Origin of the sequence: Mesorhizobium sp. Z1-4, from assembly GCF_004000235.1 — a bacterium.
Taxonomy (GTDB): Bacteria; Pseudomonadota; Alphaproteobacteria; order Rhizobiales; family Rhizobiaceae; genus RCIO01.
This window is the reverse complement of the sequence record NZ_RCIO01000006.1, coordinates 150,273-170,770: the sequence shown is the minus strand read 5'-3', so window position 1 is coordinate 170,770 and position 20,498 is coordinate 150,273. Positions and strand designations below refer to the sequence as shown.

Below are 20,498 nucleotides of genomic sequence, written 5' to 3'. Positions count from 1 at the left end.
CCATGCGGGCGGGCGGGGAGCGCCCGCCCGCCCTGTTCGGTATCCGGCCTAGCGCCCCTCCTCGCCGGTCCAGACCGGCACTTCGATCTTGCCGTCCAGGAAAGGCAGGACGGTTTCGGCCAGGCGCGGTGACAGAAAGAGGTCGTAGTGAGTCAGCCCGGGCAGGATGGCGAGGCGGTTCTGCGCCATGTTTTCGCGCTGCCAGCCTGCGTCGCGCAACCCGCCGCCGAGGAGCTGATAATACTCGACGATGTGCTCGGGACGGACCATGTCGCTATCGGCAAAAACCAGCATCACCGGCATCTCGAGCGATTTCACCTGTTCGCGCCAATCGTAGGGCGAGCGCATGAAGGCGCCCATATTGTCGAGCAGCCTGGGGAATTCGCTGACGTCCGGTGCCACCGCGGCATATGCCTCATACATCGGCGTGCCCTTCATCATGTCGGCCATCGCGGCGCTGACGCCCGCCTGCTGTGGCAGCATTTCGGCGTAAAAGCCGTCACGGGCAAAATTGGAAGAGACGATTGCGACACGCCGCACGCGGTCGGGATGGCTGGCGGCCAGATGCAGGGCCGCATAACCGCCGAACGAATAGCCCATCACATCGACCTGGTCGTAACCGAGCCCCGCCAGTACGAGACCGAGGTCGCGGCCGATGTCGGGCGGGCTGACATCCCGGTCGCCGAGCTGGGTGCGGCCATGGCCGTGCAAGTCGACAGCGATGACCTGCCGGTTGGCGGTGTATTGCGGCATCGTCGGGGCAAACATGTCGTGCGAGCCAAGTCCGCCATGAAGGAGAAGCAGCGGCTCACCCTCGCCCTCGATCTCATAGTAGTAGCTTACGCCGTTCGCTTCGACATAGCCGGACGGGGCGATTTCGCCCGCTATGGACGAAGACGGCGCCAGAATTGCCATCGCCGTTGCTGCAAGTGCGATCAGGGTCGATTTCATGGGTGTTCTCCAGGGTCAGATGGTTCGGATAGCCCAAGGACGCGGCCATGCACGCCGCCCCGACATCGCTCACTGAATTTTCACAAACTAACGTTGGAAAGCGCCATGCGGGCACATAGGCAGCCAGGTTGCGGGGCTGTAGGGTCGCGCCATGAAACCATCACGCGATATCGCCCGCCTCGTGGAGATCATGGCCGCGCTCAGAACGCCTGTGAGCGGCTGTCCATGGGACCTTGAACAGACCTTCGAAACAATCGTCCCGTACACGCTTGAAGAGGCCTACGAGGTCGCCGACGCCATTCAGCGCCGCGACATGGACGATCTGCGCGAGGAGCTCGGCGATCTGCTTTTGCAGGTGGTCTATCACGCACGCATGGCGGAGGAGGATGGTGCCTTCGCGTTTGACGACGTGGTAGAAGCGGTCACCACCAAGATGATCCGCCGGCATCCGCATGTGTTCGGCGACGAAGCGGCCAGGTCCGCCGGCATGGCCAAAGGCATGTGGGAAAAGATCAAGGCGGAGGAGAAGGCCGAAAAGCGGGCACGGCGCACGGCCCGCGGGCTGCCGCCCGAAGATCACGGCAAAGGGTTTCTCGACGGTGTGCCCATCGCGCACACGGGCCTTACGCGGGCGCTGAAGCTGCAGGAAAAGGCCGCCAGGGCGGGTTTCGACTGGGGCGCGGCCGGGCCGGTGCTCGACAAGATAGAAGAAGAGATCGGCGAATTGCGGGCGGCAATCGCGGACGGCAGCAAAGCCGAAACAGAAGACGAACTCGGCGATCTCTTCTTTGCGCTCGTCAACCTTGCGCGCCATCTCAGAATCGATCCCGAGAATGCGCTTCGCGGCACCAACGAAAAGTTCCGGTCCCGCTTCCATGCCGTGGAAGAAGGGTTGCTGAAACGCGGATCGAGCCTGGATGCGGCTTCACTGGAGGAAATGGAAGAGCTGTGGCAGGCCGCGAAAACCAAAGCCTGACTATTTGCGCGGCCCGGACAGTCTGGCCTCAATCTCGGCGCGCCGCACCGCCGTCGTCCTGAGCTTCAGGTCCAGCCCGCCATCCTCACGGTCAAGCCGGTCAACCACGTCGCCCGAGCGGTACAACCAGTCCGTCAGGTGAAGCTGGTTCGGCGCCAAAGAAACGTCGAACGCGGTCGCACTTCCCGCCAGGCGCTGCTCTATGGCCGAGACCAGCGGATCGATGCCCTCGCCGCTTGCGGCCGAAATCGCGATGGGGCCATCGGAAACCGCACCCGAAGGTCGTTGCAGAATGTGCTCGCGGCCTTCGGCATCCAGAAGATCGATCTTGTTCCAGACCTCCAGGACGCGCTTGTGGTCGGCGGCATCGACACCGAGGTCCGCGAGAATGCGCACGACATCCTCCGCCTGCGCCAGTGTGTCGGGATCCGAGATATCGCGCAGGTGAATGACCAGATCGGCCTCGACAACCTCTTCGAGAGTGGCCCGGAACGCTGCCACCAGGTGGGTGGGAAGGTCGGAAATGAAACCCACCGTGTCGGACAGGATGATCTCGGTGCCGAGCGGCAGCACAAGTCTGCGCAGCGTTGGGTCGAGCGTGGCGAAGAGAAGGTCCTCGGCCAGAACGCTGGCGCCTGTCAGCCGGTTGAAAAGCGTCGACTTGCCGGCATTGGTATAACCGACGATGGCGACCACGGGATAAGGCACCTTCTGCCGTTTGGCGCGGTGCAGGTCACGCGTGCGGCGAACAGTTTCCAATTCGCGTTTCAGGCGTACGATCTTATCCTGCAGCAGGCGGCGATCGGCCTCGATCTGCGTCTCACCCGGACCGCCCATGAAACCGCCGCCGCCCCGCTGGCGTTCGAGGTGGGTCCAGCTTCTGACCAGGCGGCCGCGCTGATATTCAAGATGCGCCAGATCGACCTGAAGCACGCCTTCCTTGGTGCGAGCGCGGCGCCCGAAGATTTCAAGGATCAGGCCGGTGCGATCGAGTACCTTGGCCTTCAACGCGCTTTCCAGGTTGCGTTGCTGGACCGGCGACAGAGCGTGGTCGACGATCACCAGTTCGGCAGAGAGCTCAGAGACAATATCTGCAAGGGCGGCAACCTTGCCCGACCCCATCAGGGTTGCGGGCCTGGGTGCTGCAATCTGAACGATTTCAGTGTGGACAGGCACGAGGTCGATCGCCAGTGCAAGGCCTACGGCTTCCTCAAGCCGCGCCTCCGGCGATCGCGAATGAGAAACCCGGCCAGTTGCGTGATCGTCAGCCTGCCGGCCCTGGCGCGATATCACCGGCTCGACAATGACGGCGCGCACCATCGCGGCCTGGGCGCCGTCGCCCGGACCGGTCTTGCCCCCTACCCCACCGCTCGGCGTGGCATCGTTCGGCTTCAATCAGCTATCCCGGTTTTCCTCGGCGTCGAACATCTGAACCGGCTGGCTCGGCATGATGGTCGAGATCGCATGTTTGTAGACGAGCTGGGAGTGCCCATCCCGTCGCAGCAACACACAAAAATTATCGAACGACGTCACCACGCCTGTGAGTTTGACGCCATTGATAAGGAATATTGTGAGAGGGGTCTTACTTTTTCGAACCGAGTTTAAGAACAGGTCCTGCAAGTTCTGCGTGCGTTCCGCCATATTTTCTTTTCTTCGCGTTTCGGCCAGCGGGACATAGTACCGCCCTTCCGGTCGCCTGTGTCAAGCGCTGTCGTGGTCTTGCGATCCGCAGCTATGCAATCTGAAGCGGTTATCAGGCGTCAGTTTTTTCCGCAATGTCAAAAAACGCCGCCCGCAAGGCAGCCGCCACCGAACCGGGATGGCCATTGCCGACGGGTCTGCCGTTTATGGACACGACCGGCATCACGGTCTTGGTCGCAGAGGTGACAAACGCCTCGCGGGCTTCCTGCGCCTCGGCGACCGTAAAGCCGCGCTCCTCGATTTTCACTCCGAGCCGGTCTGCGACGTCAAACAGCGTCGTACGTGTGATGCCGCGCAGGATACCGTACTCCGCACTCCGCGTGACGATGACGCCGTCGCGCGTCACGATCCAGGCGTTGGTCGACGAGCCCTCCATGACAATGCCGTCGGCGTCGACGAACCATGCCTCCTGGGCGCCGGCGTCCTTTGCCTCCTGGCGCGCAAGCACGTTCGGCAACAGGCCGACGGTCTTGATATCGACCCGGTCCCAACGGTTGTCGGGCACGGTGACCACCGCAATACCGGCTTCCGCCATCGAAGCCGATGTGCCGGGCGACATGCGGCTTGCCGTCACGACCAGCGCCGGGCGCGTATCCGGCGCCGGAAAAGCGTGGTCCCGCTTGGCGACCCCGCGTGTCACCTGGAGATATACCAGTCCGTTGCGGATACGGTTCCGGCGCACAACCTCAACGAGTATGCGCTGCAAAGCACTTCGGTGCACCGGCCACAGGATCGACAGTTCGCCGAGCGACCGGCCCAGCCGGTCCAGATGCCGGCTCATATCGATGATGAAGCCGTGCTTGACCTCGCACACTTCATATACGCCGTCTGCGAACTGGTAGCCACGATCTTCAACATGCACCGCGGCGCGGGCATGTGGCACGTAACGTCCGTTCACATAGGCAATGCGCGACATGGTCCCTGCTTTCAGTCAGGCGGATGGAATCAAAAGAACTCGAGGCTGACGCGGAACATCTGTTCGACCTGTTTCACCGCGTTTTCCATGGCGAAGATCACGACCCGGTCTTTCGGTTTGATCTTGGTCGCGCCGCTCGGCTTTATGACTTCGCCATTGCGGAAGATCGCGCCGATGCGAACGCCCTCTGGCAGGTCGAGGTCCCGCATCGGCGGTCCGACAAGCGGCGAGGTTTCAAGCGCTTCGGCCTCGATGATCTCGGCGGCACCGCGCTGAATGGTATGAACCGCCCGGATGCGGCCGCGGCGTACATGCTGCAGCACGCGCGAGATGGTGACGTTGCGCGGGTTGATATGTGCGTCGATGCCGAGCGTGCGCGTGAAATCGTGGTAGGTCGGATTGTTCAGCAAGGCGAGATTGGCCTTGCAGCCCATACGCTTGGCCATCACGCATGACAGGATGTTCACCTGGTCGTCATTGGTCAGAGCGACCATGAGTTCGGCATCTTCGATGTCGGCCTCCAGAAGCAGCTTCTGGTCGAGCGCGCTGCCATGGAGGACGACCGTACGGCGGAGTTCGTCGGCAATGACTACGGCGCGCTCGCGGGTGCTTTCGATGATCTTGACCTTGGTGCGGCTGCCGCGAGCTTCGATTGCCTGGGCGACGTAAAGGCCGATATTGCCGCCGCCGGCGATAACGATGCGGGTCGCCTCCTGCTCTTCATGCCCGAACAGGCCGAGCGTGCGGCGAACCTGTTCCTTGCTGGTCACTACATAGGCGAGGTCGCCGGTAACAAGCTGGTCGGCCGAACGGGGGATGAACAGACGCCCGTTGCGCGACACGCCAACGACCGTCGAAGGCAGGTCCGGGAACAGTTCGCTGAGCTGCGCCAGCGGGGTGTTCACGACAGGGCAATCCTCAAGGCATTCGATGGCAAGCATGGCGATCTTGCCGTCGCCGAAGCGCACGATATCCGTCGCGCCGGGCAGCGCGATGCGGCGCAACACCATGTCGCCGACCTCGACCTCGGGCGAGATAATCACGTCAATCGGCATGTGATCGCGCGAGAACAGGTCGAGATAATGCTGCTCGAGATAGGATTGCGAGCGGATACGCGCGATCTTGGTCGGTACGTTGAACAGCGAATGGGCGACCTGGCAGGCGACCATGTTCACTTCGTCATGCAGCGTGACGGCGATGATCATGTCCGCTTCGGCCGCACCCGCCAGCTCGAGAACGGTCGGGTGCGAGCCGTGGCCGACGAAACCGCGGACATCAAGATTGTCACGCACCATGCGGATGAGCTGGGCAGACGTGTCGATGACCGAAACATCGTTCTGCTCGGCCGACAGCTTTTCGGCAATGCCGTAGCCGACCTGACCGGCCCCGCAGATGATGACGCGCATTGGCTAAACCCCGAGCGACTTGAGCTTTCTGTGCAGTGCAGAACGCTCCATACCGATGAATTCGGCTGTGCGCGAGATGTTGCCGCCAAATCGGTTGATCTGCGCCACCAGATATTCCTTTTCGAACAGCTCCCGCGCTTCGCGCAGCGGCAGCGCCATGATGTGCTGGTCCGACTGGCTCGGCGCACGCGGCATCACGTCACCGATTTCCGATGGCAGCAGGTCGGCGGTGACCGGCTCATCGGGGTCGTCTCCGCGCGCCAGGATCAGCAGCCGCTCCACATTGTTGCGCAGCTGGCGGATATTGCCCGGCCAGTTGTGCGCCTGGAGCACCGCCATCGCATCGTCGCCGATGCGACGCGGCTTGATGCTGGCCTGTGCCGCGGTCTGGCGCATGAAATGATCGACGAGGAAGGGAATGTCCTCGCGGCGCTCCGACAGCCCCGGCACCATGATCGGAACGACAGCCAGACGGTGGTAAAGGTCCTCGCGGAACCGACCCTCCGAAATGAGTGTCTGCAGATCGTAGGAGGTGGACGAGATGATGCGGACATCGACCTTCACACGTTTGGTGCCGTTAACGCGCTCGAACTGCTGGTCGACCAGAACGCGCAGAATCTTGTTCTGCGTTTCGCGCGGCATGTCTCCGATCTCGTCGATATAAAGCGTGCCGCGATGCGCCTCCTCCAGCGCGCCGATCTTGCGTTCGGCACCGTTCGATTCCACGCCGAACAGTTCGATCTCCATGCGCTCCGGCGTGATCGTGGCAGCATTGATGGTGACGAAGGGAGCGGCCTTGCGCTGCGACTGCCTGTGGATCGTTCGCGCTACCAGCTCCTTGCCCGCCCCGGACGGCCCGATAATCATCACGCGGCTGTTTGACGGTGCAACGCGCTCGATCGTCTGGCGCAGATTGTTCATTGCGGTGGATGTGCCGATGAGCTCGGAGGTTTCGCCGCTACGCTTCCTGAGGTCGCTGACTTCGCGGCGCAGTTTCGAGGTTTCCAATGCGCGGTCGCAAACCAGGATCAGACGGTCGGCCTTGAACGGCTTCTCGATAAAATCATAAGCGCCTCGGTGAATGGCCGAGACAGCGGTTTCGATGGTTCCATGACCGGAGATCATGACCACGGGCAGGCTGGGGTGGAGCTTCTTGATCTCGTCGAGCAACGCAAGACCGTCAAGTTTCGACCCCTGCAGCCAGATGTCGAGAAACACCAGACGCGGCACGCGCTCGGCAATCGAAGCCAGGGCACTGTCGCTGTCATAGGCGGTTCGGGCCTCGTGGCCCTCGTCGGTCAATATGCCCGCAACAAGCTCGCGGATGTCTTCTTCGTCGTCGACGATGAGTATGTCAGACGCCATCTTGTACCTTTTCCTGCTCTTCTGTTCTGTCCGGCACCTGAGACTTCTTGTCCGTCTGCTGTTGCGCGCTGTGCGGGAATGTCATGCGTATCAATGCGCCGCGTCCGCCATGGAAGGATGACGGCGCATCGTGGAGTTCGAGCTGGCCGCCGTGGTCCTCCACGATCTTCTTGACGATCGCAAGGCCAAGCCCCGTGCCCTTTTCACGGGTGGTCATATACGGCTCCAGCAGGCGCTGGCGGTTCTCGCGCGGCAACCCTTTGCCATTGTCCATGATATCGACAACGTTGCGGCCATTCCGGCGGTAGGCGTGGATGCGAATGACACCCGCCTCGCCGCCGTCGCGCAGGGCGCCATCGATTGCCTCGGCCGCGTTTTTTATCACGTTGCCGAACGCCTGGCCCAGAAGCCGCGTATCGTAAGTGCCCGTCAGAGGTTCGTTGCCGAACACGCGCTCAAAGGCGATATCGTTGCGGCCCATCTCGACAAGGAACGAGGCTTCGCGCAGCGGCTCGCGCAAATCGAGCTCTTTCATGTCCGGTTTCGGCATACGCGCAAAGGCAGAGAATTCGTCGACCATGCGGCCGATGTCGCCGACCTGGCGGATGATGGTATCGGTGCATTGTTCGAAGATCTCGCGATCTTCCTCGATAACCTTGCCGAACCGGCGCCTGATGCGCTCCGCCGACAGCTGGATCGGCGTCAGCGGGTTCTTGATCTCGTGCGCGATGCGCCGCGCCACATCGGCCCAGGCGGTGGTGCGCTGCGCCTGCACCAGATCGGTGATGTCATCGACCGTGACCACATAGGACTTCTGCTGACCGGCACGCTTTTCGGCCTCAACCGTAATCTGGACGTTGAAGGTGCGTTCGGCGCCGCGCCGGTAGAAGGTGACCTGATCGCGATGGACAGGCCGTCCGGACCGGCGGCCCGCCACAAGCACCTTGCCGATCTGCGGCAGCACCGCCGAGAGTTCCTTGCCAAGCGCATCGCTTTCGGCAATCGCAAGCATGTCTTCGGCGGACCGGTTGAAGATGTTGATGACACCGGTCGCATCGACGCCGATAACGCCGGCGGTGACGCCGGACAGAACCGCTTCGGTAAAGCGGCGGCGCTCGTCGATCACATCCTTGGCCGAAAGCAGCTGGCTGCGCTGCGTCTTCAGCTGCCGCGTCATCTTGTTGAACGTATCCCCGAGCGAAGCCATGTCGCCGTCGGTGCGGCGTACGGGAACAGCAACGTCGAGATTGCCGCTTGCGACCTCGCTGGCGGCGCCGATCAGCTGGCGAATGGGGCGCACGAGACGGTCGGCAACGGTGATGCCGGTCCAGATGGCCGACAGCACGATGATCAGCGTTATGCCGATATAGACCAGCGCAAAAGCGACCTGCGTGGACAGCCGGTTGGATTCCAGCCCCCGATATTCGTCGGTGTTTGCCCGCACCAGCTGGCGGGCACGGATCACCTCGGCATCGATCTCGCGGATGGTATAAAGATAGAGGTCGTCATACTCCTCGAGCTTCATCACCGCGCCAACGACATTGCTGGAGCGCGGCTCGATCAGAATCGGCTCGCCGTCGGCTGCCATCGTTACCGCTTCCATCAGCGGCTCGGGCAGCGGAACGTCGGTGTTGGTGTCGGCGGCAATCACAAGCGATCCGTCGGAGCGGATGATCGCGGCGTGCGCCAGGGATCGCCCGGTCGCCTGCTGCGACAGAAACCGGAAGAAGCCGTTGCGGTCCAGATTGTAGAGCCGGCGTGCCTGATCGACATCGTTGGCCATCGACAGCGTCGTGCCCTGAAGGCTGCGCGCATTCTCGCGGACATAGGCTTCGGCGATCGAAAGCGACGAGTTGATGATGACCTTCGTCCTAAGCTCGAACCAACGGTCGAGGCCGATATCGAGGGTGACCGATGCGACAATCGCCACCAGGATGGCCGGCAGTGCGGCAACCAGCGAGAACATGGCGACGATACGGACGTGAAGCCGCGATGCCGCGCGGCCGCGCCGCCGCGCCATGTAGATTGTCCACACCTCGCGGCCGATCAGGCCGAGCAGCAGCAGCACAAAAGCCAGATTGATGCCGATGACGAGAAGCGTCACCCGGTCGTCGGGGCTTATGGGCGTCAGGCCGAGGAGGATCGCGAACGACGCAGCCGCCGTGACCAGCGCGGCGACGATAATCGCAATGCCGGCGACGGCGCGCGGGCGCCGACCTTCGCGTGCGGCCGTTTTCTCGCTGACCGCGCCGGGTGCTGGCATTGATGTGGCAGTCATCGGACTCAGTCTAACCCATCCACTGCGTTGCCTCTATGCAACGCAATGTGGCCGTTTTGCAACGACCGGCGCATTCTGCGGGAATACAACGGGGGAAATCAGGGTTGTTTTGAGGCGCGATAGACGTTGACGCCGAGTTCGCGGATTTTCTTGCGAAGTGTGTTGCGGTTGAGCCCGAGCAGTTCCGCTGCCCTGATCTGGTTGCCGCGCGTTGCGGTCATCGATGCAAGCACCAATGGATATTCAACCTCCGCCAGAACCCTCTGATAGAGACCGGGTGGCGGCAAGTCGCTGCCGAAATCGCTGAAATAGCGCTGCAGATAATGTTCGACCGCCTGTCCGATCGACAGGTCTTCGGGCAAGACCGCCTCGGTGACCGACGCGGTTGCCGCATCGGCGGTGCGCAGTTCGGCTTCGATGATCTCCTGTCCGATCTCTTCCTGCGGATAAAGCGCGGCAAGGCGGCGGATCAGGTTTTCCAGTTCGCGCACATTGCCCGGCCAGGGATAACGCCGCATCGCCTCGTAACCGCCCGCCGCGATACGTTTGGCCTGCAGGCCCTCCGACTCGGCCTGCTTGAAGAAGTGGCGCACGAGATCGGGAATATCCTCCGAGCGCTCGCGCAGGGCCGGCAACCTGATCGGAACGACATTGAGCCGGTAGTACAGATCTTCGCGGAACAGGCCCTGATTGATCAGCGTGCGCAGGTCCTTGTTGGTGGCAGCAACGATGCGCACATCGGTCCTGATCGGGGTACGGCCGCCCACGGTCGTGTATTCGCCCTGCTGCAGCACCCTGAGAAGGCGCGTCTGCGCTTCCATCGGCATGTCGCCGATCTCGTCCAGAAACAGCGTTCCGCCTTCTGCCTGCTCGAAGCGGCCTGTGGAGCGGTTCTGCGCACCGGTGAAGGCACCTTTTTCGTGGCCGAAGAGCTCCGACTCGATCAGGTCGCGCGGAATGGCAGCCATGTTGATTGCCACAAACGGCCCTTTGCGGCGGCGGCCATATTCGTGCAGCGCGCGCGCGACGAGTTCCTTGCCGGTGCCGGACTCGCCGGAAATCATGACCGTCAGGTCGGTCTGCATCATACGCGCAAGCATGCGGTAGATGTCCTGCATGGCATGCGAACGTCCGACCAGCGGCATCGATTCGGGCTGGTCGTCGGCGGTGTTGTCCGCCAGAGAGCGCTTGGGCTCCGACAGGGCGCGGCTGACAATGCCGAGCAGTTCGGTCAGGTCGAACGGTTTTGGCAGATATTCGTATGCGCCCCCTTCGGAGGCACGTATCGCGGTCATGAAGGTGTTTTGCGCACTCATGACGATGACCGGCATGTCTGGACGCGATTTGCGCATCCGGGGCAGCAGATCGAAGATGTTCTCGTCGGGCATGACCACATCGGTGATCACCAGATCGCCCTCGCCCGACGACACCCAGCGCCAGAGAGTGGCGGCATTCGACGTGACCCGGACCTGATGTCCGACACGCGACAGCGCCTGATTGAGCACCGTGCGAATGGCGGCGTCGTCATCGGCGACGAGAATGTTTCCGCGCACCGTCATACCGTTTCTTCCTCATCGTGGGCCGCATCGTGCTCCCCGCCGCGCCAGGCCGGCATCAGGACACGGAAGGTCGTTCCGCGTGGCGAGGAATCGCATTCGATGACGCCGCCATGCTCGCCGACGATCTTTGCCACCAGCGCCAGACCGAGCCCGGAACCGTTCTGCTTGGTGGTGATGAACGGGTCGAACAGGATCGGCAGGATGTCGTCGGAGACACCAGGGCCATTGTCGTGGACGCAGAACTCGAGAGGGAGTGACACGCGGTCCTGCGTGCCCGGCACGGCAAGCCGAATGCCTGGACGAAACGCGGTGGTCAGCCTGATTTCGCCATTCGGGTCATCGCCAACCGCCTCGGCAGCGTTTTTCACCAGGTTGAGGAAAACCTGGATCAGATGATCGCGATTGGCATTCACCATCGGCAGCGAGGGGTCGAACTCGTCGGTGATCCTGATGCGTGATGCGAAACCCGATTTGGCAAGACGCTTCACATGGTCGAGCACGACGTGGATATTCACCGGCGCCCGGTCGATCGGCCGTTCGTCCGAAAATACTTCCATCCGGTCGACCAGCGCGACAATGCGGTCTGTCTCGTCGGTGATGAGGCGGGTCAGCGGGCGGTCGCCATCCGCGACGGCACTTTCGAGCAGTTGGGCAGCGCCGCGAATGCCCGACAGCGGGTTCTTGATTTCGTGCGCAAGCATTGCGGCAAGGCCAGTGACGGAGCGCGCCGCGCCACGATGCGTCATCTGACGGTCGATCTTGTCGGCCATCGACCGTTCCTGAAACATGATGACAACCGAACCGGCGATCTCGGAAACCGGCGCGACATACAAATCGACAATCTTCTCCGAGCCGATGCGGGGCGAGGATACGTCGACGCGGTATTCGTTGTAGGGCGAACGGCGTTCGCGCACCTGCTCGACCAGGGTCAGCAGCGGACTGCCGAAGGGAATGAACCTGGCAAGCTCGCTGCGTGTGAGGACGGCGGCGCTCGAACGCAGAAAATCCTCGGCCTCGGCATTGGCATAGGTGATGCGGTTTTTGGCATCGACCATCAGGACCGGATGACAGATCGCGTCCAGCACCACATTTGCGAGATCGGATTGCGCGCCGGCATTTGCGACTGGCAGGTTCATGCCGCCCTCCGTGCGTCCGGGGCCGCCTCACCCAACGCGGAACGCAGGGCCGTGATAACCGCACCGGGCTCGCTCGACGTCAGTGCCGTCCGGCGCAAATCGACGGCGTCCGGATCGGCGTGGCGGTCGAAGTACCAGCCGAGATGCTTGCGTGCGACGCGCAGGCCGGTTTCGACGCCATAGAGGCCAAGCATCGCCTCGTAATGGGCGGCGGCATAATCCGCGAGCCGGGCGGGTTCCTGCGGCGCGACGGCACTCGCCTGCCCAGCTGCTTCCAGCGCAATGGCGCCAGCCATCCAGGGCGCTCCATAGTGGGCCCGGCCGACCATGACGGCATCGGCACCGGACAGTTCCGACGCCTGCCGCGCATCGGCCAGAGTGTGAATATCGCCATTGGCGACAACTGGAACCGAAACCGCCTGCTTGACCCGTGCAATTGCACGCCAGTCGGCAGAACCCTTGTAGAACTGGCAGCGCGTGCGGCCATGCACGGTGATCATCCGGACACCGGCATCCTGAGCGCGACGCGCGATCTGCGGCGCGTTGAGCGCGTTCTCATCCCAGCCGAGGCGCATTTTCAATGTCACCGGAACCGAAACAGCCCCGACAACGGCATCGATGAGACGCAAAGCGTGGTCGGGATCGCGCATCAGCGCCGAACCGCAATAACCGCCGGTCACCTTCTTGGCCGGACAGCCCATATTGATATCGACAATATCCGCGCCGCCGTCGGCGACAATGCGTGCCGCGTCGGCCATGTGCGCGGCTTCCCGTCCGGCAAGCTGCACCATGTGAACGCCGATATCCGGCCGCCGGATGCGGCGCGCGGTGTCGCCCCTGCCTTTGGCAAGCTCACCGCTGGCGACCATTTCGGAGACGACGAGGCCGGCGCCGTGGCCATCAGCCAAGCGACGGAAAACAGCGTCGGTAATGCCGGACATCGGCGCAAGGAAGACGCGGTTCCGCAGAACCACTCCACCGACCGAAAGCGGTGCTGAAAGATCAGTCATGCACAAAAACCGGGCAATACGAATTCATGCCTATTCTGTAGCCAGAAAATTGCTGCTCTGCAACAGAAACGTTTTAGTCGATAACAATTGCGGTGTTTGAACGCACTGGCGTTTCGCAAGCGACGCGCCTATTCGTCACGCATGAAAAAAGATGCGGAAGTTGCCGTTGTGATTGTCGCCGCCGGGCGCGGCGAACGGGTGGGACAATCGAAGGAAGGCCCGAAGCAGTACCGGGCGATCGGCGGCCAGCCCGTCATGCGGCACACCATTGCTGCCTTTGCGTCCGCACCCGGCGTCGGGCGCATCGTTATCGCCATCCACCGCGACGACGAGCGGCTTTTTCGCGAGGCAGTCGGGGAATATGCGGAACGGGTGACCAAGGTCATCGGGGGCGCGACCAGGCAGGAATCGACACTCTTTGCGCTGCGTGCGCTGGCCGGCGATCCGCCTGCCGCCGTTCTGATCCACGATTGTGTGCGGCCGTTTGTCGATGCCGGTCTCATCGGCCGCGTCGGCGAAACGGCGCTCAAGGGCACCGGCGCCCTGCCCGCCCTGCCGGTTTCGGACACGCTGAAGCGCGCGGGCAGCGAGGGGCTGATTTCACAGACTGTGCCGCGCGACGGGCTGCACGCGGCACAGACGCCGCAGGGCTTTCCTTTCCAGCCGATCCTTGCCGCGCACGAGGCTGCCAACGATTCCGGCAGGCTCGACTTCACCGATGACGCAGCAATCGCCGAATGGCACGGCATTTCGGTCAAAATTGTCGAGGGCTCTCCCGACAACATCAAGCTGACCTGGGCAAAGGATCTCGAAATGGCAGATGCGCGGCTTTCGCAGGCGAACCACTTTCCTGACGTGCGCACCGGCAATGGCTATGATGTGCACGCTTTCGGGCCGGGAGACGCTGTGGTTCTTTGTGGCGTGCAGATCGACCACACCAAGGCGCTCAGCGGACATTCCGATGCCGATGTCGGCCTGCATGCACTGACCGATGCACTGCTTGCGACCTGCGGCGCCGGGGATATCGGCACGCATTTCCCGCCCTCGGACCCGCAATGGAAGGGCTGCGCGTCGCGCGTCTTCGCGGAACATGCAGCGGCGACCGTGCGCCAGCATGGCGGGCGCATTGCGAATGCCGACATCACCTTGATCTGCGAAGCGCCGCGCGTCGGGCCGCATCGCGAAGCGATGGTTGCCGCGATGGCGGATATGCTTGGTATCGGGCCGGAGCGTATTTCGGTCAAAGCAACCACGAACGAGAAGCTCGGCTTTGTCGGCCGCGAGGAAGGCATTGCGGCAATTGCGACGGCCACGGTCGTCTATCCGGGGAGCCTGCCCGCGTGAGCGCGCAAACGCAGGCGCTTGCGCGCAAGGTGCTTTCGCTTTGCGAGGCACGCGGCATCATGCTGGCAACGGCGGAATCCTGCACCGGCGGTATGATCGCTTCGGCGCTGACCGACATCGCCGGCTCATCAACTGTCGTTGACCGCGGCTTCGTCACCTATTCGAACGAGGCGAAGCAGGACATGCTCGGCGTGAAAGCCGAAACGCTGGACCGGTTCGGCGCCGTATCGGCGGAAACCGCGCGCGAGATGGCCGAGGGCGCACTGGCGCATTCGCGCGCCGGCATTGCTATTTCGGTCACCGGCATCGCCGGCCCCGGCGGCGGCAGTGCGGACAAGCCGGTCGGGCTTGTCTGGTTCGGGCTGGCACAGGCCGGCCAACCCGTGCATTCGGAGCACTGTCTTTTCAAGGATGCCGACAGGTCCGAGGTGCGGCAGGCCGCCTGCGGTCACGCGCTGCAGATGCTGGAAACGGCATTGTCGAACTGATCAGGCGACGCCGGGCTCAACGACGGAGCAACTCTGCGTCGATAGCGCATACCATAACATTGCCAAATCTTGTTTTTCGGCCATACCTTCCTCTCAGGAGGAATTATGGAAAACCCTTCAAATGTAATTGCCGTCGTCTTGGCGCTTGTGCTTCTGCTACTGCCATTCGCATTCATGTTTACTTTGTTTCTTTGGTGGCGCTCGTCACGGCAGCTTAAGAGAGTCGCCGGGCAGCTCGCCGAGAAAGTAAATCTGGCTGAGCGGGCTCTGGCGGCGGGAAAGGCCCTTCTTGAGAACAACAAGACGCTGAAAGATCGCGTTGGCTATCTCGAAGGACGTTTTGGCGATTTGATGGATCTTGATGGTGAAAGACAAATGCTTCAGGAGCAAGTCACAGCGCAAAATGGAGAGATTGCGGAGCTACGCTCCAACTACGCCGAAAAGAAGCTTGTATACGACCGCCTGCTATCGGAACTGGCCATTTTCGATGAACGTCTGGCTTTCGCAGAGATGGGCATCTACGAACCGCATTTCGACTTCACCGACAGCGAACAATTCAAATCCGCTATCAACAGCATCAAGGACGAGCAGAAGGGCACGATTTCCGCCGAAAATGCGGTGATCTGCACTACAAACTGGACCGTCGACGGCAGCCTTTCAAAAGGCCAAACGATGATCAAGCGCAACATCCGCCTCACATTGCGCGCCTTTAACAACGAGTGCGATGCCGCGATCGCCAATGCGCGCTGGAACAACGTCAACGCAATGGAAAAGCGGATCGTTCGTGCAAGAGATCAAATCGATAAGCACAACACATCCAACGCGATAGTTATTACGGATGAATTCCTTAAGCTAAAGCTCACAGAGCTATTTCTTACTCACGAGTATCGCGAAAAACAGAAGGCCGAACGAGACGAACGCGCCGAGCTAGCACGTGCAGCGCGCGAAGAACAAAAGCTGATGCGCGACCTGGAAATAGCCCAGCAAGAGGAAGAGCGCTACGAACGCCTACTCGCCAAAGCGAAAGCAGAAGCTGCGAAAGTAGCTGGGCCGCAGCTGGAGGCCTTCGGCGAGCAAATCAGAACGCTGGAACGCGATCTCTCGGAAGCACACGCTAAAGCAGAGCGCGCGCAGGCAATGGCCGAACGAACAAAGTCAGGCTATGTCTATATCATCTCCAACATTGGCTCGTTTGGAGAAAATGTCATTAAGATTGGTCTTACACGACGACTGGATCCAATGGACCGGGTGAAGGAACTGGGCGATGCAAGCGTACCCTTCACGTTCGATGTTCATGCAATCGTCTATAGCGAAGATGCTCCGGCGCTCGAGCGGGCGCTCCACAGCGAATTCGAGCAAGTTCGTGTCAATGCCCAAAACTACCGCAAAGAGTTTTTCAGAGTTGCGCTTGCAGAGGTCGAGGCGGCTCTAAAGCGGGTCTCCCCCGAGGCCCCCTTTTTTAGAGATATCGAAGCTCAAGAATATCATGAAACGCTTGCTCGACGCCGAAATGAGTTGGGGCAATCGAAACAATTGGAAGAATCTGCCTTCCCCGCCGTACTTTGAGTCGATCACCACCACCCTAGGCCTTTAGCGACTGCGAAAACCCGTAGATCGTGTCGGCCCGGCGTTTGAAGGCATCGGCGAACATGCGGAAGGCGCGATCGAACATCGACCCCATCAGCGCGCCGAGAATGCGGCTTTTGAACTCGTAGTCGATGAAGAAGCGGATATCGGTGCCGCCGCCGGCGGTCGGTTCGAAATCCCAGCGGTTTTCGAGATAGCGGAACGGACCTTCCAGATATTTCACGTCGATGCGGTTTTCGGCCGGCCGCAGGGTGACCTGGCTGGTGAAGGTTTCGCGCAGTGCCTTGTAGCCGACCGTCATGTCGGCGGTGAGTACGGTAATACCATCACCCTCGCGCCGGGAACGCACGGTCAGCGCCTCGCACATGGGCAGGAACTCAGGGTAACGCTCAACGTCGGCGACCAGCGCGAACATCTGGGCCGGAGCGTGCGCGACCTGCGTGACGGATGAATATTTCGGCATTGTTCGAGCTAGGTGGCTGCCCCAAGGCGCGCTTCCCGCGCGGCGCGCAGGCGCTGGAAGTCCTCTCCGGCATGATGCGAGGAGCGGGTGAGCGGGCTCGCCGATACCATCAAAAAGCCCTTGGTGTAGGCGATCTTCTCATAGGACTTGAATTCGTCCGGCGTGACGAACTTCTTCACCGCGTGGTGTTTCTTCGTCGGCTGCAGGTACTGGCCGATGGTGATGAAATCGACCTGCGCGGTCCTCAAATCATCCATGAGCTGGAGCACTTCGTTTCGCTCTTCGCCGAGGCCGACCATGATGCCGGATTTGGTGAAGATCGTCGGATCGATCTCCTTCACCCGCTGAAGCAGGCGGATCGAGTGGAAATAGCGGGCGCCAGGGCGCACAGTCAGATAGTTCGACGGCACCGTTTCAAGATTGTGGTTGAAGACGTCCGGCTTCGCGGCAACCACCACCTCCAGTGCGCCGTCCTTTCGCAGGAAGTCGGGGGTCAGTATCTCGATCGTTGTGCCGGGTGAGGTCGCGCGGATAGCGCCGATAACATCGGCAAAATGCTGCGCGCCGCCATCGGCAAGGTCGTCGCGGTCGACCGAGGTGATCACCACATGGTTCAGCCCCATCTGCGCGACGGCCCTGGCGACATTTGCCGGCTCGTCGAGATCGAGCGCGGAAGGAATGCCGGTGGCGACGTTGCAGAAGGCACAGGCGCGGGTGCAAATCTCGCCCATGATCATGAAAGTGGCGTGCTTCTTGTCCCAGCACTCGCCGATATTGGGGCAGCCAGCCTCCTCACACACGGTGACGAGCTTGTTGGACTTCACGATCTCGCGCGTTTCGAGGAAACCGCGCGATGTCGGTGCCCGGACGCGAATCCAGTCCGGCTTGCGCAGCACTTCCTGATCAGGCCGATGAGCCTTTTCGGGATGACGGACGCGCTTGGTTTCGGCAACCGTATCGAGGATCGTGACCATCAATCGACTTTCGTTATGCGTTCAAGCTTCCATATAGGTCGCAAGCGGAGTGGCGAAAGGCCGCCACGCACGCATGGCGGCCTCAATACGCGATTACAAATTTCGGCTAACGCCTGAGCAGGCGCCCGAGCCAGATCAGAATACACGCACCAATGAAACCGGCGATCAGATAACCGAGCCAGCCGCCGAGCGCGATGCCAAACACGCCGAGTATCGCATTTGCGACAATGGCTCCGACAATGCCCAAAAGGATGTTCATGATGAGCCCCATATTGCTCTTCATGAACTGTTCGGCCAGCCAACCGGCAACACCGCCGATTACAATGGCCGCAATCCAGCCTACTGCAGCACCTTCCATCGTCCTCTCCTCTGTGAGTGGGAATCCCGCCCGGGGCGGAGCTTAACACCAGATATGTGTCGCTATCGAGGTCTATCCGTCAGATGTTGAGCGCCTGACCATAGGCGTCGAGCACGCTTTCCTTCATCATCTCAGACAGGGTGGGGTGCGGGAAGATCGTGTGCATGAGCTCTTCCTCGGTGGTCTCGAGGTTCATGGCGACCACGAAACCCTCGATCAGCTCCGTCACTTCGGCGCCGACCATGTGAGCGCCCAGAAGCTCGCCGGTCTTCTTGTCGAAGATGGTCTTCACCAGCCCCTGATCCTCGCCAAGCGCCACGGCCTTGCCGTTGGCAACGAAGGGGAAGCGCCCGACACGGATATCGCGGCCGGCCTCCTTCGCCTTCTTTTCGGTGAGGCCGACAGAGGCCACCTGCGGATGGCAGTAGGTGCAGCCCGGTACTTTCAGCTTGTCGAGCGGATGCGGGTGCTTTCCCGCGATCTTCTCGACGCAGATGACCGCTTCGTGCTCGGCCTTGTGGGCAAGCATCGGCGGGCCGGCGACATCGCCGATGGCGTAGATGCCGTTCACATTCGTGCGGCAATATTCGTCGATCACGATGGTACCTCGGTCGGTCTTCACGCCGACAGCCTCAAGGCCGAGATTTTCCACATTGCCCTGCACGCCGACTGCCGAAATCAGCCGGTCGGCGGTGAGTTTCTCGATCTTGCCGTCCTTGGTCTCGATATGGGCGGTGACGCTGTCCGCGTCCTTCTCGACCTTCGCGACCTTGGCTTCGAGCATGAATTTTATGCCCTGCTTCTCGAACTGCTTCTGAGCGAATTTCGAGATCTCTGCGTCTTCCACCGGCATGACCTGCGGCATCAGCTCAACCACGGTCACGTCGACACCCATGGTCCGGTAGAAGGAGGCGAATTCGATGCCGATGGCACCCGAGCCCATGACGATCAGCGATTTGGGCATCCTGTCGGGCACCATGGCCTCGAAATAGGTCCAGATCAGCTTGCCGTCGGGCTCGATGCCCGGCAGCACGCGCGGCCGCGCGCCCGTGGACACAATGACGTGCTTCGCCTTGTAAGTGCCCTCGCCCAGCGTGTTCTTGGGCGGCCCCACATAGGGTTCCATCGGCTTCTTGGAAGTCTTGGAAACAACGACCTCGCCAGGTTTCGAGATTTTCGCCTCGCCCCAGATGACGTCGACCTTGTTCTTCTTCATCAGAATGCCGACGCCGCCGTTCATGCGCGCCGCGATGCCGCGCGAACGCTCCACGATCGCCTTGAGGTCAGGCTTGATGGAACCTTCCAGCGTCAGACCGTAGTTCTTGGCGTGCGAGGCAAGGTGCATGACCTCGGCGGAGCGCAGCAGTGCCTTTGTGGGAATGCAGCCCCAGTTTGAGCAGATGCCAGCCAGATGCTCGCGCTCGACAATCGCAGTCTTCAAGCCGAGCTGCGCGGCTCGGATGGCGGCAATGTATCCGCCTGGCCCGGCTCCGATGACGATGACGTCGTATGTTTCGGCCATGTTATGCCTTTCCGAATTCCCCTCCCCCTTGCGGGGAGGGGCAAGGGGTGGGGGTCGCCGCGACCAGCGCGGCATGAACGGTGTCGAGCACTACTTCCAGTTCGGTCATGATTTCGCGATTGGAGAACCGCAACAAACTGAAGCCGCCGCGCTTCAGATATGCATCCCTTCGAGCATCGTATGCCAATGCCTCGTCGGTTCCATGTTGATGGCCATCGACCTCAATAATCAGCCTGCGACCAAGGCAAAAGAAATCTGCTACGTACGGGCCGATCGGTACTTGGCGCCGAAAGTGTGTGCCCTCCAGCGGGAGCCGCGCCCGCAAATGCCACCAAAGGCGCTTTTCAGGTTCGGTCATGGTCCTGCGCAATTTTGGCGCGAAGGCTTTCGCCTTGCCGCCCACATACTTCGCAGAAGTCTGATTCCAAGCCATGTTCAATGCTCCGCCCCGCAGATGGGCGGAA

The 20,498-nt window shown here is 61.5% G+C and carries 19 protein-coding genes; 4 read left to right on the top strand and 15 right to left on the bottom strand.

What is annotated here, in order from left to right; all coding sequences use genetic code 11:
- Nucleotides 1-48: 48 nt before the first annotated feature.
- Nucleotides 49-951, bottom strand: coding sequence for an alpha/beta fold hydrolase (locus tag EP165_RS17965; protein WP_127524223.1), 903 nt, complete (start codon nucleotides 949-951; stop codon nucleotides 49-51).
- Nucleotides 952-1,102: 151 nt separating this feature from the next.
- Between EP165_RS17965 and mazG the strand changes: the two genes are divergently transcribed.
- Nucleotides 1,103-1,927, top strand: coding sequence for a nucleoside triphosphate pyrophosphohydrolase (gene mazG, locus EP165_RS17960; RefSeq protein WP_127524222.1), 825 nt, complete (start codon nucleotides 1,103-1,105; stop codon nucleotides 1,925-1,927).
- On the opposite strand, the gene hflX is transcribed toward mazG, so the two are convergent.
- From hflX to dusB, 9 genes are all read right to left on the bottom strand, one after another.
- Nucleotides 1,928-3,247, bottom strand: coding sequence for a GTPase HflX (gene hflX, locus EP165_RS17955; RefSeq protein ID WP_127524252.1), 1,320 nt, complete (start codon nucleotides 3,245-3,247; stop codon nucleotides 1,928-1,930). It abuts the gene before it with no gap.
- Nucleotides 3,248-3,322: 75 nt separating this feature from the next.
- Complete coding sequence (gene hfq / locus EP165_RS17950) at nucleotides 3,323-3,568, bottom strand: RNA chaperone Hfq (protein WP_127524221.1); 246 nt, start codon at nucleotides 3,566-3,568, stop codon at nucleotides 3,323-3,325.
- 112 nt (nucleotides 3,569-3,680) lie between these two features.
- Nucleotides 3,681-4,544, bottom strand: coding sequence for a D-amino-acid transaminase (locus EP165_RS17945; protein ID WP_127524220.1), 864 nt, complete (start codon nucleotides 4,542-4,544; stop codon nucleotides 3,681-3,683).
- Between the two features lie 29 nt (nucleotides 4,545-4,573).
- Nucleotides 4,574-5,950 (bottom strand): Trk system potassium transporter TrkA, encoded by a 1,377-nt coding sequence (gene trkA, locus EP165_RS17940; protein WP_127524219.1) that lies wholly within the window; start codon nucleotides 5,948-5,950, stop codon nucleotides 4,574-4,576.
- Between the two features lie 3 nt (nucleotides 5,951-5,953).
- A complete protein-coding gene (gene ntrX / locus EP165_RS17935; RefSeq protein ID WP_127524218.1) occupies nucleotides 5,954-7,315 on the bottom strand; it encodes a nitrogen assimilation response regulator NtrX in 1,362 nt (453 codons plus the stop codon).
- On the bottom strand, nucleotides 7,305-9,593 hold the full coding sequence (locus tag EP165_RS17930) for a sensor histidine kinase NtrY-like (RefSeq protein WP_127524217.1): 2,289 nt from the start codon (nucleotides 9,591-9,593) through the stop codon (nucleotides 7,305-7,307). The genes ntrX and EP165_RS17930 overlap by 11 nt, the downstream gene beginning before the upstream one ends.
- 98 nt (nucleotides 9,594-9,691) lie before the next feature.
- Complete coding sequence (gene ntrC, locus EP165_RS17925) at nucleotides 9,692-11,152, bottom strand: nitrogen regulation protein NR(I) (RefSeq protein ID WP_127524216.1); 1,461 nt, start codon at nucleotides 11,150-11,152, stop codon at nucleotides 9,692-9,694.
- Complete coding sequence (locus EP165_RS17920) at nucleotides 11,149-12,288, bottom strand: two-component system sensor histidine kinase NtrB (RefSeq protein WP_127524215.1); 1,140 nt, start codon at nucleotides 12,286-12,288, stop codon at nucleotides 11,149-11,151. The genes ntrC and EP165_RS17920 overlap by 4 nt, the downstream gene beginning before the upstream one ends.
- The gene (dusB, locus tag EP165_RS17915) at nucleotides 12,285-13,298 is read right to left on the bottom strand and encodes a tRNA dihydrouridine synthase DusB (RefSeq protein WP_127524214.1); all 1,014 of its coding nucleotides are present in this window, start codon (nucleotides 13,296-13,298) and stop codon (nucleotides 12,285-12,287) included. The genes EP165_RS17920 and dusB overlap by 4 nt, the downstream gene beginning before the upstream one ends.
- Before the next feature lie 141 nt (nucleotides 13,299-13,439).
- Between dusB and EP165_RS17910 the strand changes: the two genes are divergently transcribed.
- From EP165_RS17910 to EP165_RS17900, 3 genes are all read left to right on the top strand, one after another.
- Nucleotides 13,440-14,642, top strand: coding sequence for a bifunctional 2-C-methyl-D-erythritol 4-phosphate cytidylyltransferase/2-C-methyl-D-erythritol 2,4-cyclodiphosphate synthase (locus EP165_RS17910; protein WP_127524213.1), 1,203 nt, complete (start codon nucleotides 13,440-13,442; stop codon nucleotides 14,640-14,642).
- Nucleotides 14,639-15,130, top strand: a complete 492-nt coding sequence (locus tag EP165_RS17905) for a CinA family protein (protein WP_127524212.1) — start codon at nucleotides 14,639-14,641, stop codon at nucleotides 15,128-15,130. Before EP165_RS17910 ends, EP165_RS17905 begins: the two co-directional genes overlap by 4 nt.
- Before the next feature lie 105 nt (nucleotides 15,131-15,235).
- A complete protein-coding gene (locus EP165_RS17900) occupies nucleotides 15,236-16,696 on the top strand; it encodes an SNIPE associated domain-containing protein (RefSeq protein ID WP_245440210.1) in 1,461 nt (486 codons plus the stop codon).
- A 16-nt stretch (nucleotides 16,697-16,712) separates the two neighbouring features.
- Here the strand turns inward: EP165_RS17900 and EP165_RS17895 are convergent, their stop codons facing one another.
- From EP165_RS17895 to EP165_RS17875, 5 genes are all read right to left on the bottom strand, one after another.
- Nucleotides 16,713-17,180, bottom strand: a complete 468-nt coding sequence (locus EP165_RS17895) for a type II toxin-antitoxin system RatA family toxin (protein ID WP_127524211.1) — start codon at nucleotides 17,178-17,180, stop codon at nucleotides 16,713-16,715.
- An 8-nt stretch (nucleotides 17,181-17,188) separates the two neighbouring features.
- Nucleotides 17,189-18,154 carry a lipoyl synthase gene (lipA, locus tag EP165_RS17890; protein ID WP_127524250.1) on the bottom strand — a complete coding sequence of 322 codons (966 nt, stop codon included), beginning with the start codon at nucleotides 18,152-18,154 and terminating at the stop codon, nucleotides 17,189-17,191.
- Nucleotides 18,155-18,260: 106 nt separating this feature from the next.
- Nucleotides 18,261-18,512, bottom strand: a complete 252-nt coding sequence (locus tag EP165_RS17885) for a GlsB/YeaQ/YmgE family stress response membrane protein (RefSeq protein WP_127524210.1) — start codon at nucleotides 18,510-18,512, stop codon at nucleotides 18,261-18,263.
- Nucleotides 18,513-18,591: 79 nt separating this feature from the next.
- Nucleotides 18,592-20,034, bottom strand: a complete 1,443-nt coding sequence (lpdA, locus tag EP165_RS17880) for a dihydrolipoyl dehydrogenase (protein ID WP_127524209.1) — start codon at nucleotides 20,032-20,034, stop codon at nucleotides 18,592-18,594.
- 1 nt (nucleotide 20,035) lies between these two features.
- Nucleotides 20,036-20,467 carry an endonuclease domain-containing protein gene (locus tag EP165_RS17875; protein WP_127524208.1) on the bottom strand — a complete coding sequence of 144 codons (432 nt, stop codon included), beginning with the start codon at nucleotides 20,465-20,467 and terminating at the stop codon, nucleotides 20,036-20,038.
- Nucleotides 20,468-20,498 lie beyond the last annotated feature (31 nt).

Coding starts and splice junctions, on each gene's coding strand:
- hfq (WP_127524221.1), bottom strand. CDS start 3,568: ATGGCGGAACGCACGCAGAACTTGCAGGACCTGTTCTTAAACTCGGTT.
- ntrC (WP_127524216.1), bottom strand. CDS start 11,152: ATGACGGTGCGCGGAAACATTCTCGTCGCCGATGACGACGCCGCCATT.
- mazG (WP_127524222.1), top strand. CDS start 1,103: ATGAAACCATCACGCGATATCGCCCGCCTCGTGGAGATCATGGCCGCG.
- EP165_RS17910 (WP_127524213.1), top strand. CDS start 13,440: ATGAAAAAAGATGCGGAAGTTGCCGTTGTGATTGTCGCCGCCGGGCGC.
- ntrX (WP_127524218.1), bottom strand. CDS start 7,315: ATGGCGTCTGACATACTCATCGTCGACGACGAAGAAGACATCCGCGAG.
- EP165_RS17875 (WP_127524208.1), bottom strand. CDS start 20,467: ATGGCTTGGAATCAGACTTCTGCGAAGTATGTGGGCGGCAAGGCGAAA.
- EP165_RS17920 (WP_127524215.1), bottom strand. CDS start 12,288: ATGAACCTGCCAGTCGCAAATGCCGGCGCGCAATCCGATCTCGCAAAT.
- EP165_RS17965 (WP_127524223.1), bottom strand. CDS start 951: ATGAAATCGACCCTGATCGCACTTGCAGCAACGGCGATGGCAATTCTG.
- EP165_RS17895 (WP_127524211.1), bottom strand. CDS start 17,180: ATGCCGAAATATTCATCCGTCACGCAGGTCGCGCACGCTCCGGCCCAG.
- lipA (WP_127524250.1), bottom strand. CDS start 18,154: ATGGTCACGATCCTCGATACGGTTGCCGAAACCAAGCGCGTCCGTCAT.
- EP165_RS17900 (WP_245440210.1), top strand. CDS start 15,236: ATGGAAAACCCTTCAAATGTAATTGCCGTCGTCTTGGCGCTTGTGCTT.
- dusB (WP_127524214.1), bottom strand. CDS start 13,298: ATGACTGATCTTTCAGCACCGCTTTCGGTCGGTGGAGTGGTTCTGCGG.
- hflX (WP_127524252.1), bottom strand. CDS start 3,247: ATGGTGCGCGCCGTCATTGTCGAGCCGGTGATATCGCGCCAGGGCCGG.
- EP165_RS17930 (WP_127524217.1), bottom strand. CDS start 9,593: ATGACTGCCACATCAATGCCAGCACCCGGCGCGGTCAGCGAGAAAACG.
- EP165_RS17885 (WP_127524210.1), bottom strand. CDS start 18,512: ATGGAAGGTGCTGCAGTAGGCTGGATTGCGGCCATTGTAATCGGCGGT.
- trkA (WP_127524219.1), bottom strand. CDS start 5,950: ATGCGCGTCATCATCTGCGGGGCCGGTCAGGTCGGCTACGGCATTGCC.
- EP165_RS17945 (WP_127524220.1), bottom strand. CDS start 4,544: ATGTCGCGCATTGCCTATGTGAACGGACGTTACGTGCCACATGCCCGC.
- lpdA (WP_127524209.1), bottom strand. CDS start 20,034: ATGGCCGAAACATACGACGTCATCGTCATCGGAGCCGGGCCAGGCGGA.